We start from the raw sequence: 13901 nt of genomic DNA on the forward strand, positions 1-13901 counted from the left end.
ATGAAAAAAATTAAAGGGTGAGAAAAATGAAAGAACCAAAGATTGGTTTAGCACTTGGGTCTGGAGGAGCGAAAGGGTTTGCTCATATTGGTGTAATAAAGGTTTTAAGGGAAGCGGGTATCCCTATTCACATGATTGCAGGAAGTAGTATGGGGGCGCTAATAGGTACGTTTTATGCGGCAAGTAGTAACGTTGAAAGATTGTATAAATTGGCATCTGTTTTTAAGCGGAAGTATTATTTAGATTTCACGGTACCGAAAATGGGATTTATTGCTGGAAAACGTGTCAAAGATATGATTAAAATGTTTACATATAATAAAAATTTAGAAGAGTTAGATATCCCGACGGCTGTTGTGGCTACTGACATATTGAAGGGGGAAAAAGTGGTTTTTACAAGTGGGCCAGTTGCAGATGCGGTGAGGGCTAGCATATCTGTTCCTGGAGTGTTTGTACCAGAAAAAATAGATGGAAGATTATTAGTGGATGGTGGAGTCATTGATCGCATCCCAGTATCGGTTGTGAAAGAGTTAGGGGCCGATATTGTTATCGCTGTTGATGTATCTCCAATTAAGGTGAATGGCGATGTTACGTCCATTTATGACGTAATTATGCAAAGTATTGAAATTATGCAGCATGAGCTTGTAATGAATCGGCAAATTGCATCGGATTTAATGATGCGACCAGCTGTAGAGCAATTTAGTTCACGTGCTTTTACAAACATTGAAGACATTATTCGAGTTGGAGAAGTAGAAGCAGAAAAACATGTTTCAAATATTTATTTATTAATTGAGCAGTGGAAGGAGAAACATAATGTTTAAGCGTTTTCGGTTTATATATGCAATCTTAATAGGGGTTATATTGGCGATGTTACTTGTTTACGTACGTTTACCGTATTATGTAACAAAACCAGGAATGGCTGCCAAATTAGAGCCTTATGTTCAAGTTGAGGGTGGAACGAAAGAATCTGGTGATTTTATGCTTGTTACGGTTTCAATGGGACCAGCAAATGTGGTGAATTTAATAGCGGCACAGTTTAATAAATATACACATATTTCGAAAGCGGAAGAAATATTGCAAAAAGGTGAGAGTGATGAAGAATATCAATTTCGCCAAAATTATGCGATGAAAGATTCGCAAAATGCAGCAATTTATAATGCATATAAACGTGCAAATCGCTCAGTATCTTTTGAAAATAAAGGTGTATTAGTTGCTGGTGTGGCAAAAGGAATGCCGTCAGAAGGAAAGCTTAAGCTTGGTGATGTTATTATAGCTGTTGACGGAAAAACATTTGAAAAGACGGAGCAATTTATTGAATATATGACAGGGAAAAAAGAAAACGATGCTGTAAGTATTGAGTACATGAGAAATGGAAAACAATTGAAAGAGAATTTAAATGTAAAGACGATTCCTAATGGGAATGGACGTGTCGGTATAGGTGTTTCTATCGTTACGGAAAGAGAATTAGTGGTCGATCCGAAAGTGAAAATTAATTCTCATGAAATTGGTGGACCATCCGCAGGTTTAATGTTCACATTAGAAATATATAATCAACTTGTGGAAGAAGACTTAACGAAAGGACATGAAATAGCTGGAACAGGTACAATTAATGAAAAAGGAGAAGTGGGCCCGATTGGTGGTATAAATCAAAAAGTGGTGGCTGCTAGCGATGCCGGGGCTGAAGTGTTCTTTGCGCCAAATGAAAAAGGTGCGGAGAAATCGAACTATAAAGATGCACTTGAGACTGCAAAGGATATTAAAACAAAAATGAAAATTGTACCAGTAGATACGCTGGATGATGCGTTAACATATTTAGAAAAGATGGATAAGGAAAAAACCTCTCTGAAATAGAGAGGTTTTTTATAGGAATTTTGTAGTTGTTTCATCATAGCGAATAGGATGGTGTGTTATATCCTGTTTTAATAGTTGTGTGCGTAACGGTTCGTGCATGATGGAGAAATATACAGAGTTTGCTTTTTTCTCTATATCTAAAGCGGCATGGTCGAATGTTTTTGTATGAGTAAGGATTGGAAGTTCGATTTTTTTCTTGTTTTTTGAAAGGTAAGTTTGTCCTTTTTGTGACATGCCTAGCAGGCGAATATATGGTGCGTGTTGTTCTATATTTGCGCTACGTATTTCCTCTTTTGTTGTGTTTGTTAAAATGTGTGTACAAGCTCTTTGTAATCTAGTCCATGTATAACGTTTTGTTTTTAATGCTTCCATGAATGAATAGAAGGAGGAACTGTTTTGTATTTTTGATAAAATACGATGCTCTAAACCTTCTTCTATTTCATATATATGTCGTAAGTCCCCTGGAGACATCGTCATGAGTCTATATTTAAAAAATGAAAAGTATTGTTCCCAATTATGTAATATCCCGTAGTTTTGTTTGTAATTTGCTAAAAGCGAAGTGGTTGCCTGTGGGAGAAAAGGTTTAATTGTTGTAAATGATCCTTCTTCGCTAAAGAGTTGTTTTCGGATGCTTGTTGCGCTTGCAATATGTTGGTCATTAAATGTTTCATCATGATAATGAGAGGCAAATCTTTTTATAGTTTGAGCTTGTATAGAGCTATTTTGTGACAGAATTGCTTTCATATATTGGAAGCCTAAAATATTATTTGGTTGTGACATATCTATGTTTTTTTCAGATGTTAAAATGTGTGAGAAAGCATCCGATGTTGCTTTTGCATAACTATTACCAGCGTCCATGAATTGTTTTACAAGGTAGTTAAAAGTCTCTTCTTCGTTTTTTTGTACGGAGATGGTATTATAAAAATTTTCGATTTGTCCATCCTCACTACCGAAACAAATTTCAGAAACACGTAGGGCATTTAAAATGGAAATAGCACCATTTGCGAAGGTTTCAGCCTTTTGTGTTGCAAAGACGTATGGAAGCTCTACAACAAGGTCTACGCCGTTTGCTAAGGCCATTTTAGTGCGATACCATTTGGAAATGAGTGCGGGCTCACCACGCTGTAAAAAAGGACCACTCATAACGGCAATTATTATATCAGATTGTGTTAACTTTTTTGTCTGTTGCACATGATAAAGATGACCGTTATGAAAAGGGTTATATTCAACAACAATACCACCAGCTTTTATGGTAATCTCTCCTTTCGATGTAGCATCTTTTTGAAAAACGTGATACTCTATATATTATTTACTATGATGACTTCATTATAGTGTAAAGAAAAAACATTGACAAATATAAAATGGCTAGCTATAATTTTGTTTGTTGCCTTGAGGTGATATGATATGAAATGGTCCATCCATCAATTGAATAAATTGAGAAATAAAGGATTGACATTGGATGAGATGGTAGATGTAAGTGAGCTAAAAGAGGTCGAGAAAGATATTCGTGAAATTAATCCTGTTCATGTAACGGGAAGAGTTGATTTTGGCTCCGGTAAGTTTACGTTTCATCTACATATAACTGGAAGCATGGTTTTACCATGTTCTCGCTCTTTAGTAGATGTGACATTACCATTTGACATTAAAACAACTGAGGTGTTCCAAACTTCACAAGAAGAATTTGAAACTGAAGCTGAAATTCATTCTTTAGAAGGAGAAGTACTTGACTTACTGCCCGTAATCAAGGAAAATATACTTTTGGAGATTCCAATGCAAATTTTCAGTGATGATGTTTCTGGTGGAGCACCGACGCAAGGTCAAGACTGGCAAGTGATTTCGGAAGAAGACAAAGAAAAGACTGTTGATCCAAGATTGGCAGGACTTGCAAAGTTTTTTGACAAATAATCGGAAGACTGGTTCAGGCCTTCATATGAAAATAACTATTTCTTTTAAGGAGGTGGGAAGAATGGCTGTACCTTTTAGAAGAACTTCTAAAACAGTAAAAAGAAAGCGTCGTACGCATTTCAAATTATCAGTACCTGGTATGGTAGAGTGCCCAAGCTGTGGTGAAGCGAAATTAGCTCACCGTGTATGTAAAGCATGCGGTACTTACAAAGGTAAAGAAGTAATCAGCAAGTAATTGCGGGAAAATAAACGCAGAAGATATCTTCTGCGTTTATTTTTTTTGTCTTAATCTTTAGTTGTTGTATTCTATCTTTTCTAGTAACTGCATATGCTTAATAAAAAATGCATAGGGAGGACTAGAGAGATGGCGACAACAAGACAAGATGCTTGGACTGATGATGAAGATTTGCTTCTGGCAGAAGTAGTACTCCGGCATATTCGAGAAGGTGGAACACAACTTTCTGCCTTTAAGGAAGTGGGGAAAAATTTATCTCGTACACCAGCAGCATGTGGGTTTAGATGGAATTCTTACGTAAGAAAGCAATATAAAGAACGTATTGAGGAAGCAAAGCAACTTCGTAAAGTAGAAAATTATGAAGTGAAAGAGACAAAGGTGTTAGAACCTACGTCAATTACGTTGAATGATGTTATTGATTTCTTGCAAAATTATAAAGATGAAAACTCTTTAACAGTGTTGCAACAACAAGTTGAATCATTACAAACAGAAAGAGAGCGTCTTCTGGAGCGATTATCAGTATATGAAGAAGAGTATAGAACACTACTTGATTATATCGATCAAAAAAGAAGTGTAATGGTAGCGGAAAGAAACAATGCTCGCTCGAATGAGAAGTTAGAGAAGCTTAAGAAATAAAAAACAGCTGTTATACAGCTGTTTTTTTATTTCTTAAGCCGATTCTTCGTTTGTAACCGCATTCAAATTTGCTTCTGGCTGCCAAATATAAAAATCTCCATCAGTTACTGATACGGGGTTGAAATTTAATTTATCCCAAAAACCAGCTGAATGAATACGTGCTATCGTTTTAATAGGAAATTGCATTTGTTTCGCATGATTTACAAGCATTTGCCCGAATCCTTGTTTTTGAAAAGTTGGTAATACTTCAAGTTTATAAAGTTCTAGGTAGGGACCTGTAATTTCGAATGGTTCTCCGCCGTTTCTTTTCATATATAGACTCATACGTGCGATTAGTGATCCGCCATAATAAATACCGTAAAATGGAGATTCACTGTCGTTTTCAATAATGTTTGCTTGCAATTCTTCCAGCATAGATAGTTCCTGGGCTCCGCACCCTTTAAATTTTTTGAATTCATCTAACGTTTTATAATTGATGAGCAAGCGCTCAACTTTTGGGAATCCCATTACATCACATCCTTTTCTTGTCTCGTTGAATGCAGAAAAGTAAAAATATTTATAATAATAGTATAACTCATTTTTTTATTTTTATGAAGAAGATAGTATATTTCTTTTTTTATTTTTTTTGAGGATTTGCTAAACTAAGAGTAGAAGCGTATTAATAGGTGGTACATACATAGTGAAAAATGAGAGTATATTTGTTGGGCAGAGGACAGCGGAATTATAGGGCGTGCTCAGGTGCTTTAAAAAGATATAAAGGGGGGAAGGCAAGGGCACTTAGTGTGAATTCCTTGTGTGAAAATGAAAATTGGAATTGTCGGACCAGGTGCTATTGGTCTATTGTATACATTTTATTTACAAAAAAATAACCAAGATGTTACGTTGTTTACAAGAACAGCTAAGCAAGCTGAAGAATTAAATGAAATAGGTGTAACTTGTATTAGAGATGGAAGATGTGAAACAGTATATCCATCTGTTTTACCGATAGAAAGTATGGTAGCGCAAAATTTAGATTATATATTTATTGCTGTGAAGCAATATCATATAGATGACGTACTACCGTTTGTGGAAGGGGCATCATCATTAATCTTTTTGCAAAACGGAATGTCGCATCTTCAAAAGATGCTGAACATAGGGAGTAAAAATATAGCTGTTGGTATTGTAGAACATGGTGCGAAAAAAGAGGGAGGGCATATCGTTCATCATACTGGGATAGGGGTAACAAAATTTGGAGTGGTTTGTGGTCAATCTATACATTTTAACAAAATATTCAATTATTTTCCTGTTGCTTATTTTCCAGTTCAAATAGAAACGGATTGGGAAGAGATTATGCATAAAAAATTAGTAGTAAATGTATGTATCAATCCGTTGACAGCACTATTGGGAGTTAAGAATGGTGAATTAATCACGAATCGTTTTTTTTATCAAATGATGGAGCAAGTGTTTCAGGAGGCAGCATTTCTTATTAGAGGAGAAAAAGAAATGGTATGGCAAATGGTACGAAATGTGTGTGAAGGAACGTCTCGTAATACATCTTCTATGCTAGCGGATGTAAGAGCGAGTAGACAGACGGAAATTAATGCGATTGTTGGATATGTATTAGAAGAAGCTAAGAAACAGCAACGACCAGTTCCGACACTTCAATTTTTGTTCGATGCAATAAAAGGTTTAGAAACAAGAGTATAAGTGTTATTCTTTGCTTTTACGTGAAACATTGACTACAATGTGGATTGGTGAGAGAACTGGATACGAAAGGAAGAATTATATGGAGATAAAAGAAATCTCTGTTCCGCAACAAGGTATTGTAGCGGACTATATGAACGGTAAAAAAGAGATACAGTCATGTTTTGATTATATGTTAACAGAAGATGCTTTTAAACAACGTTTACATGATTTGCGTGAAAGGGAGTTTTTCCGCCAAGATTTAGTAGCGCATTTATTAGAATATAATACAAAATTACAAGCGGGAGAATCTACACTTCAAAATGTAAAAGCGCTTGGAGATGAAAATACATATGTTGTTATAGCTGGACAACAAGCGGGGTTATTAACTGGACCGCTTTATACAATTCATAAAGTTATTTCAATTTTACAGCTTGCAAAGGAAAAGGAAGAAAGTTTAGGAGTTAAAGTTGTCCCTGTCTTCTGGATTGCGGGTGAAGACCATGATATGGATGAGATTAATCATACTTTTGTAGCGAAAAATAAAAAGATGAAAAAAACTATTTTTTATGACCGTAATCCGAAAAAGGCAAGTGCTTCTGAGTCTGAACTTTCTGTTGAAGATTGTAGAAATTGGATTGAAGAGATTTTTAAAACATACCCAGAAACAAATTTTACAAAAGATGTATTAAAATTTGTTGATGATGCTTTGAAAAAATCGAATACGTATGTAGATTTCTTTGCTCATCTTATTACGAAAATCTTTGCTAATTCTGGTTTAATCCTTGTTGATTCACATCATCCTGAATTAAGAAAGTTAGAAATTCCATTTTTCAAGCGAATTATAAGTAAGTATAAAGAGGTACAAAAGGGCCTTCGTAATCAGCAGGAAGTAATTAAAGAACTAGGATACAAACCGATTATTGAAACGAAGTCTCATGCAGTGCATATATTCATGGAAATAGATAATGAACGAGTATTGCTTGAAGAGCATCAAGGGAAGTTTGTTGGAAAGGATGGGGCGCATTCCTTTTCATACGAAGAGTTGATTGAAGAGATGGAGAGAAATCCGGCACGTTTTAGTAATAATGTTGTAACACGTCCTCTTATGCAAGAGTATGTATTTCCTACGCTCGCATTTATTGGAGGTCCAGGGGAATTAGCTTATTGGAGTGAATTACAACAAGTATTCCATACTGTCGGTTTTCAAATGCCACCTGTCGTTCCTCGTCTTACAATTACTTATGTGGAGAGAGATATAGCGACAGATTTATTCGATCTGCAATTGAGAGAAATTGATCCGTTTTTAAATGATGTCGATAAACTGCGTGAAAACTGGTTGTCTAATCAAATAGAGGAACCGATTGATGATCATTTTGAAAAGGCGAAAAAAGAAATTGCCGATATTCATACATCTTTACAGCAATTTGTAAAGAAAATAGAGCCAGGGTTAGGTGCGTTTGCAGGGAAAAACGAATTGAAAATTAATGAACAAATTGAACTGTTGGAAAGAATGTTGAAAAGAAATGTTGAGAAAAAGTATGAGGTTCAGCTAAATAAATTCCGCCGTATACAATTCGCACTTCGTCCATTAGGTGCACCGCAAGAACGTGTGTGGAATGTATGTTATTATTTAAATCAGTTTGGTTTGGATTTCGTTGATCGTGTAATGGAAAACCCTTTTTCTTGGGACGGAAAACATCATGTTATAAAACTATAAAATCTTGCTCTTTGGAGCAGGATTTTATTTTTATTCCGTTGAATTTACTGTGAAGTGATTTTTTTCTGAATTATCAATCAAAAAATGTTAGATATGGCAATTGTGTTGGATACTTAAATATATGACAAAATAGCACAAAATGTAAACGTATTATTCGCTTTTTCGACAGTTTTTTATTTAAATTCCCGCAAAAGATGATAAAATTTAGTATATAATAAAAGAAAATAGCGATTTGTATAGTATGTTGCCTTTGTTGGTAAGTTAAATGAGTCGTTCTTTCGTATTATTTCATTCTCTAAGCGTGAAATATGTGTTTAGAGGAAGGGATACATTCAACATAATTAATTGGAAAAAGAGTAGGTGCAACAATGTTTAAACACGTAACAGTGCTTTTAAAGGAAACAGTAGACGGCTTAGATATAAAGCCAGATGGTACATATGTAGATTGTACACTGGGGGGAGGAGGACATAGTTCTTATTTATTATCCCAATTAACTGAAGGTGGAAAATTAATAGCGTTTGATCAAGATGAGATAGCGATTCAAAACGCGAAAGAAAAGTTCTCTTCATACGGTGAACAGTTTATAACAGTAAAGAGTAACTTCCGTTATTTAGCTGAAAAACTGCAGGAAATAGGTATAACAGAAGTAGATGGCATTTTATTTGATTTAGGTGTTTCATCCCCACAATTAGATACACCAGAACGAGGCTTTAGTTATCATCATGATGCACCGCTAGATATGCGGATGGATCAAGATGCCCCATTAACAGCGTATGATGTTGTAAATAGCTGGTCATATGAACAACTTGTAAGGATTTTCTTCCAATACGGTGAAGAGAAATTTTCAAAACAAATTGCAAGAAAAATTGAAGCTTATCGTGAGAATAAAGCTATTGAAACGACAGGAGAATTAGTAGAGCTAATTAAAGAAGGTATTCCGGCTCCAGCTCGTAGAACGGGTGGGCATCCTGCTAAGCGAGTGTTTCAGGCAATTCGTATAGCTGTAAATGATGAATTAAAAGTATTTGAAGAAGCATTGGAATCTGCTATTGAGATGGTTAAGCCAGGTGGAAGGGTTAGTGTTATAACATTCCATTCATTAGAAGATCGTATTTGTAAAACAACGTTTAAGCGAAATAGTACAACGCCACAATTGCCGCCAGGATTACCGATTATTCCTGATGAATTTAAGCCGAAATTAAAGCTTATTACAAGAAAACCGATTTTACCTTCTGATATAGAGCTAGAAGAAAATAATCGTGCGCGTTCTGCGAAGTTGAGAATCGCTGAAAAACGATAAAAGGGAGAGAGAGGTATGACTAATTTAGCTGTAAAGTACAAACAACAAGCGCAAGAAGAGGTGCAAATTCAAACGCCCCCACAGCAGATGGCTAAGCCGAAGGTTAAAGCAAAAATTACAAGAATCGAAAAACTGTTGTATGTAGCGTTTATTGGCTTTTTATTGTATGCCTGTGTCGCGTTTATTGGAAATAAAGCAGGCCTTTATCAAGTTAATGTAGAAGCAGCGACGATAGAAGAAAAAATTGTACAGCAGCAAAAAGAAAATCAAGAATTACAAGCTGAAGTAGAGAAGTTAAGTCGCTATGAACGAATCGCTGAAGTTGCAAAAAAACACGGGCTAGAAATTAATGCGAATAATGTGAAAGGCCTCAAATAAGGCAATAGGTGTGAAGGAACGATGAAGAAGAATATGACTAAATTTCATACCAATAAGGGAGCAGGTTATTTTATGATATTTTTCCTCCTGCTCTTTTTGCTGTTATTAGCCCGATTTTTTTACATACAATCAACAGGAACAGTTCATAATCAGGATTTAGATGCACTTGCTAAACAAAAGCATAGTAAAAAAGGAGTTCTTGAAGCGAACCGAGGAACCATTTATGATCAAAACGGTCATGTGTTAGCGCAAGATGCAAACTCTTACAAAATGGTAGCTGCACTAAAAGGTGCTAACTCAGTTGAGAATAAAGAAGATACTGCAAAGAAAATTGCAGGAGTACTTGGAAAAGGCGAAGAGGATATTTTAGCTTCTTTAAATAAGGAAGGTAGAAGTCAAGTCGAATTTGGAACGTTAGGCAAGGATTTGACGAAAGAAAAGAAGGAACAAATAGAAGCGTTGAAGTTGCCGGGAATATCTTTTATTACAGAAAATGCAAGGGTGTATCCAAACGGTGATTTTGCATCTTACGTTATAGGTCATGCAAAACCAAATGAGAATGGAACCTCGGTAGGTCAATTTGGCATAGAGAAAAGCTTGGATAAATACTTAAGTGCTTCGAACGGAGAAGTAGCGTATACAGGTGATCGTAAAGGTGTGTCCCTTGATGGTGGAAAAGTTAATGTAAAGGCACCTAAAAATGGAGATAACGCGTATTTAACAATTGATCAACGTGTCCAAAGTTATTTAGAAGACGCGATGAAAGCAGCAAGTAAGCAATATGAGCCAGAAAGTTTAATAGGGATTGTTGCAGATCCGAAAACTGGGAAAATATTAGCGATGTCTACTAAACCTAGTTATGACCCTAATGATCGTCAAATTAAATATTTCTTCAATGATGCAATTGCCAATGCATTTGAACCTGGATCAACAATGAAAATTTTCACGTTAGCGGCAGCCATTAATGAAGGTGTGTACAAAGGGCAAGATTATTATCAGTCCGGGACATATCAAGTCGGAAATAGGAAAATAAAAGATCATAACGGTGGTGCTGGTTGGGGCTCTATCACGTTTGATGAAGGGGTAGAGCGTTCTTCAAACGTAGCGTTTGCAATTTTAGGAGATCAAAAACTTGGTCCAGAACGTTTCCGAAAATATATTCATAGTTTTGGATTAGATGAAAAAACGAACATTGATTTATCAGGTGAAGGATCGAATACAATTTTATTTGATCAGCAAATACAACAAGTGACAACAGCTTTTGGACAAGGTTCCACTGTAACACCAATTCAGCTTGTACAAGCTGCAACGGCCATTGCAAATGATGGGAAAATGATGAAACCTTATGCAATTGATAAAATTGTAGATCCGATAACAGACAAAGTAAAATTAGAACATAAGCCAGAAGAAGTAGGAAAACCTGTTACAAAGGAAACAGCAGCGCAAGTAAGACAATTATTAGAACGTGTTGTTACATCTCCGAAAGGTACAGGGACAGCTTATAAAATTGATGGATATTCAGTTGGTGGTAAAACAGGTACAGCGCAAATTCCGGATGGAAAAGGCGGCTATATGACAGGGAGACAGAATTATATATTCTCATTCTTAGGTATGGCACCAATGGACGATCCACAACTTGTTGTGTATGTAGCTGTTAAACAGCCGAAATTAAAAGATGATGAGAACGGTGCACAACCGTTAGCTGATATTTTTAAATATGTAACAAAAAATAGTTTAGAGTATTTAAAGATTAAGCCAAATGAAGTGAAAGATCCGAAAAAACATCTGAAAGAACAACAAACTACTGTTCCGGATGTAAATGGTAAAACGATGGCTGAAGCGGGGAAAGCGATTGATAAAGCAAAACTTCGTCCAATCGTACTAGGTGAAGGGAAAGTACAGCAACAAGTACCAAAAGCGACTGAACAAACATTAAAAGGCGACCGAGTCTTCTTGGTAGGAGATAAGCCTACAATGCCAAATATACAAGGATGGGCACTGCGTGATGTTATGAATTTAGCGAAGACATTACAGCTTAACTTGAAACCTTCTGGTACAGGATACGTAACAGAACAAAGTGTGGCGGAAGGAACATTATTACAACCTGGTACAGAATTAGGTGTCACACTCGTACCGCCACTCGAACCACAGCAAGAAGCAGAAAAGCCGTAATGGTAAAAGAGAATAAGTTCTAATTAAATAAGTACAAGCATATATTGGAACAAGCTAGGCGTAAGGGAGGCTTGTTCCGATATGCGTGTATCAAATGTAACAGTTAGAAAACGACTTATTTTTATACTTATATCAGGTATACTTATTTTCACGATTATCGATATTCGTCTTGGATATGTGCAATTTTTTCTTGGGAATATGTTAACGGATCGTGCGAAAGATTCATGGAGTCGTAATATTACTTTTGAACCCGAACGTGGGAAAATTTTAGACCGAAATGGTGTGGAACTTGCCACGAATAAAAGTGCTCCAACTGTCTTTGTTGTACCGAGGCAAATTGAAAAACCAGCAGAGACTGCAGAGAAGTTAGCTGCAGTATTAGGTGTGGAAAAAGATGAGATTTATAAAAGGATTACAAAAAAAGAATCGATTGTAAGGTTAGATAAAGGCGGAAGGAAAATATCACATGACAAAGCGAAAGAAGTACGAGGATTAAGTCTGAAGGGCGTGTATATCGCAGAGGATTCTATCCGGTACTATCCATTTGGAAACTTTTTATCACATGTATTAGGTTTTGCAGGTAGCGATAACCAAGGTCTTATGGGACTAGAAAAATATTATGATAAAGAGCTAAATGGGGACAAAGGTCATGTGCGTTTTTTTGCAGATGCGAAAGGACAAAGGATGCCTAATGTTGGTGATGATTTCAAAAAGCCAGAAGCCGGTTTAAATTTAGGATTAACAATCGATGCGCGTATTACAAGGATTATGGAAAGAGAAATGAATATTGCGGAGTCAACTTATAATCCTGACGGTATGATTGCGATTGCGATGAACCCTAAAAATGGTGAAGTTTTAGGGATGTCTAGTCGACCGAGTTTTGACCCAGCGGATTTTCAAAGTGTCTCTCCAGAAGTGTATAACAGAAATCTACCTGTATGGAGTACGTATGAGCCTGGTTCAACATTTAAGATCATTACATTAGCTGCAGCATTGAATGAAAATTTAGTAGACTTAGAGAAGGATACGTTTTATGATGATGGAGCAGCTGAAGTAGGTGGAGCTAGATTGAAATGCTGGAAAGCAGGAGGTCATGGCAGTCAAACGTTTTTAGAAGTCGTTCAAAACTCATGTAACCCGGGATTTATTGAACTTGGTGATCGCCTTGGTAAAGACCGATTATTTAAATACATTCGTAATTTTGGTTTTGGGCAGAAGACTGGAATTGACTTGCAAGGTGAAGGCAGTGGGATTTTATTTAATTTAGATAAAGTTGGTCCAGTAGAGCAAGCAACAACTTCATTCGGCCAAGGGGTTTCTGTTACACCGATTCAACAAGTAGCAGCTGTAGCGGCGGCTGTAAATGGTGGAACATTGTATCAGCCGTATATAGCTAAGGAGTTTATTGATCCGAAAAATAATCAAGTTGTTAGTAAAAAGACACCTGTTGAGAAAAGAAAAGTTATTTCCAAGGAAACTTCAGAAAAAGTTCGTTATGCATTAGAGAATGTTGTAGCGAAAGGTTCTGGTAAAGGTGCTTATATTGATGGATATCGTGTAGGTGGAAAAACGGGTACTGCTCAAAAGGTGAAAGATGGTAAATATTTAGAGAATAATTATATAGTATCTTTTATCGGATTTGCTCCAGCGGATGATCCAGAGATTGTTGTGTATGTTGCTGTTGATAATCCAAAAGGGGTTACACAGTTTGGTGGAGTGGTAGCAGCTCCAATTGTCGGGAATATTCTTCGAGATGCGCTTCCTGTTATGGGAGTGAAACCGAGAAAAGAACAAGTTGAGAAAGAATATAAATGGGGCGATACACCAACTGTGGAAGTTCCGAATTTAATTGGAATGAAAAAGAAAGACTTACAAACACAACTCGTCGATTTGAAGCTTGATATAAGTGGAGATGGAGAGAAAGTAATTAAACAATCACCAGAAGCGGGAGCTAAAGTAAAAGAAGGCTCAAAAATTAGAATTTACTTCGGGAATTAAAGGTAACATAGTACGTTTTATGGTACAATTGGTGGAAGTGAGTTCT

The 13901-nt window shown here is 36.3% G+C and carries 13 protein-coding genes; 11 read left to right on the top strand and 2 right to left on the bottom strand.

What is annotated here, in order from left to right; all coding sequences use genetic code 11:
• Positions 1 to 26: 26 nt before the first annotated feature.
• Together ACTFRY_RS04845 and ACTFRY_RS04850 are read left to right on the top strand one after the other, a co-directional pair.
• A complete protein-coding gene (locus ACTFRY_RS04845) occupies positions 27 to 818 on the top strand; it encodes a patatin-like phospholipase family protein (RefSeq protein ID WP_000662590.1) in 792 nt (263 codons plus the stop codon).
• On the top strand, positions 811 to 1848 hold the full coding sequence (locus ACTFRY_RS04850) for a SepM family pheromone-processing serine protease (RefSeq protein WP_016118562.1): 1038 nt from the start codon (positions 811 to 813) through the stop codon (positions 1846 to 1848). Before ACTFRY_RS04845 ends, ACTFRY_RS04850 begins: the two co-directional genes overlap by 8 nt.
• A gap of 9 nt (positions 1849 to 1857) precedes the next feature.
• Here ACTFRY_RS04850 and ACTFRY_RS04855 read toward each other — a convergent pair whose 3' ends face one another.
• Positions 1858 to 3039 (bottom strand): nucleotidyltransferase, encoded by a 1182-nt coding sequence (locus ACTFRY_RS04855; protein WP_002000715.1) that lies wholly within the window; start codon positions 3037 to 3039, stop codon positions 1858 to 1860.
• 213 nt (positions 3040 to 3252) lie between these two features.
• On the opposite strand from ACTFRY_RS04855, the gene ACTFRY_RS04860 reads away from it, so the two are divergent.
• The 3 genes from ACTFRY_RS04860 to ACTFRY_RS04870 all read left to right on the top strand — a co-directional run bounded on the left by ACTFRY_RS04860 (position 3253) and on the right by ACTFRY_RS04870 (position 4624).
• On the top strand, positions 3253 to 3753 hold the full coding sequence (locus tag ACTFRY_RS04860) for a YceD family protein (protein WP_000872149.1): 501 nt from the start codon (positions 3253 to 3255) through the stop codon (positions 3751 to 3753).
• Between the two features lie 61 nt (positions 3754 to 3814).
• Positions 3815 to 3988, top strand: coding sequence for a 50S ribosomal protein L32 (rpmF, locus tag ACTFRY_RS04865; protein ID WP_001984764.1), 174 nt, complete (start codon positions 3815 to 3817; stop codon positions 3986 to 3988).
• A gap of 129 nt (positions 3989 to 4117) precedes the next feature.
• On the top strand, positions 4118 to 4624 hold the full coding sequence (locus tag ACTFRY_RS04870) for an RsfA family transcriptional regulator (RefSeq protein ID WP_000246468.1): 507 nt from the start codon (positions 4118 to 4120) through the stop codon (positions 4622 to 4624).
• 33 nt (positions 4625 to 4657) lie between these two features.
• Here the strand turns inward: ACTFRY_RS04870 and ACTFRY_RS04875 are convergent, their stop codons facing one another.
• On the bottom strand, positions 4658 to 5131 hold the full coding sequence (locus ACTFRY_RS04875; protein WP_000506695.1) for an N-acetyltransferase: 474 nt from the start codon (positions 5129 to 5131) through the stop codon (positions 4658 to 4660).
• Between the two features lie 294 nt (positions 5132 to 5425).
• Between ACTFRY_RS04875 and panE the strand changes: the two genes are divergently transcribed.
• The 6 genes from panE (at position 5426) to ACTFRY_RS04905 (ending at position 13855) form a co-directional block, all read left to right on the top strand.
• On the top strand, positions 5426 to 6310 hold the full coding sequence (panE, locus tag ACTFRY_RS04880; RefSeq protein WP_136986570.1) for a 2-dehydropantoate 2-reductase: 885 nt from the start codon (positions 5426 to 5428) through the stop codon (positions 6308 to 6310).
• Positions 6311 to 6389: 79 nt separating this feature from the next.
• Positions 6390 to 8006, top strand: a complete 1617-nt coding sequence (gene bshC / locus ACTFRY_RS04885; protein WP_000403029.1) for a bacillithiol biosynthesis cysteine-adding enzyme BshC — start codon at positions 6390 to 6392, stop codon at positions 8004 to 8006.
• Between the two features lie 368 nt (positions 8007 to 8374).
• On the top strand, positions 8375 to 9307 hold the full coding sequence (gene rsmH / locus ACTFRY_RS04890; RefSeq protein WP_000472508.1) for a 16S rRNA (cytosine(1402)-N(4))-methyltransferase RsmH: 933 nt from the start codon (positions 8375 to 8377) through the stop codon (positions 9305 to 9307).
• Positions 9308 to 9322: 15 nt separating this feature from the next.
• A complete protein-coding gene (ftsL, locus tag ACTFRY_RS04895; protein ID WP_000182804.1) occupies positions 9323 to 9685 on the top strand; it encodes a cell division protein FtsL in 363 nt (120 codons plus the stop codon).
• 21 nt (positions 9686 to 9706) lie between these two features.
• Entirely contained in the window at positions 9707 to 11857 is a 2151-nt protein-coding gene (locus ACTFRY_RS04900) for a penicillin-binding protein (protein WP_000739958.1), read from the top strand.
• A gap of 81 nt (positions 11858 to 11938) precedes the next feature.
• Positions 11939 to 13855, top strand: a complete 1917-nt coding sequence (locus tag ACTFRY_RS04905) for a stage V sporulation protein D (protein WP_001266237.1) — start codon at positions 11939 to 11941, stop codon at positions 13853 to 13855.
• Positions 13856 to 13901 lie beyond the last annotated feature (46 nt).

Source organism: Bacillus cereus group sp. MYBK195-1, from assembly GCF_051916605.1.
Classification (GTDB): Bacteria; Bacillota; Bacilli; order Bacillales; family Bacillaceae_G; genus Bacillus_A; species Bacillus_A cereus.

What these genes read in the sequence shown, in the direction of transcription:
- panE (WP_136986570.1), top strand. Translation starts at nt 5,426, where the DNA reads ATGAAAATTGGAATTGTCGGACCAGGTGCTATTGGTCTATTGTATACA.
- ACTFRY_RS04860 (WP_000872149.1), top strand. Translation starts at nt 3,253, where the DNA reads ATGAAATGGTCCATCCATCAATTGAATAAATTGAGAAATAAAGGATTG.
- rsmH (WP_000472508.1), top strand. Translation starts at nt 8,375, where the DNA reads ATGTTTAAACACGTAACAGTGCTTTTAAAGGAAACAGTAGACGGCTTA.
- bshC (WP_000403029.1), top strand. Translation starts at nt 6,390, where the DNA reads ATGGAGATAAAAGAAATCTCTGTTCCGCAACAAGGTATTGTAGCGGAC.
- ACTFRY_RS04905 (WP_001266237.1), top strand. Translation starts at nt 11,939, where the DNA reads ATGCGTGTATCAAATGTAACAGTTAGAAAACGACTTATTTTTATACTT.
- ACTFRY_RS04850 (WP_016118562.1), top strand. Translation starts at nt 811, where the DNA reads ATGTTTAAGCGTTTTCGGTTTATATATGCAATCTTAATAGGGGTTATA.
- ACTFRY_RS04900 (WP_000739958.1), top strand. Translation starts at nt 9,707, where the DNA reads ATGAAGAAGAATATGACTAAATTTCATACCAATAAGGGAGCAGGTTAT.
- ACTFRY_RS04875 (WP_000506695.1), bottom strand. Translation starts at nt 5,131, where the DNA reads ATGGGATTCCCAAAAGTTGAGCGCTTGCTCATCAATTATAAAACGTTA.
- ACTFRY_RS04845 (WP_000662590.1), top strand. Translation starts at nt 27, where the DNA reads ATGAAAGAACCAAAGATTGGTTTAGCACTTGGGTCTGGAGGAGCGAAA.
- ACTFRY_RS04870 (WP_000246468.1), top strand. Translation starts at nt 4,118, where the DNA reads ATGGCGACAACAAGACAAGATGCTTGGACTGATGATGAAGATTTGCTT.
- ftsL (WP_000182804.1), top strand. Translation starts at nt 9,323, where the DNA reads ATGACTAATTTAGCTGTAAAGTACAAACAACAAGCGCAAGAAGAGGTG.
- rpmF (WP_001984764.1), top strand. Translation starts at nt 3,815, where the DNA reads ATGGCTGTACCTTTTAGAAGAACTTCTAAAACAGTAAAAAGAAAGCGT.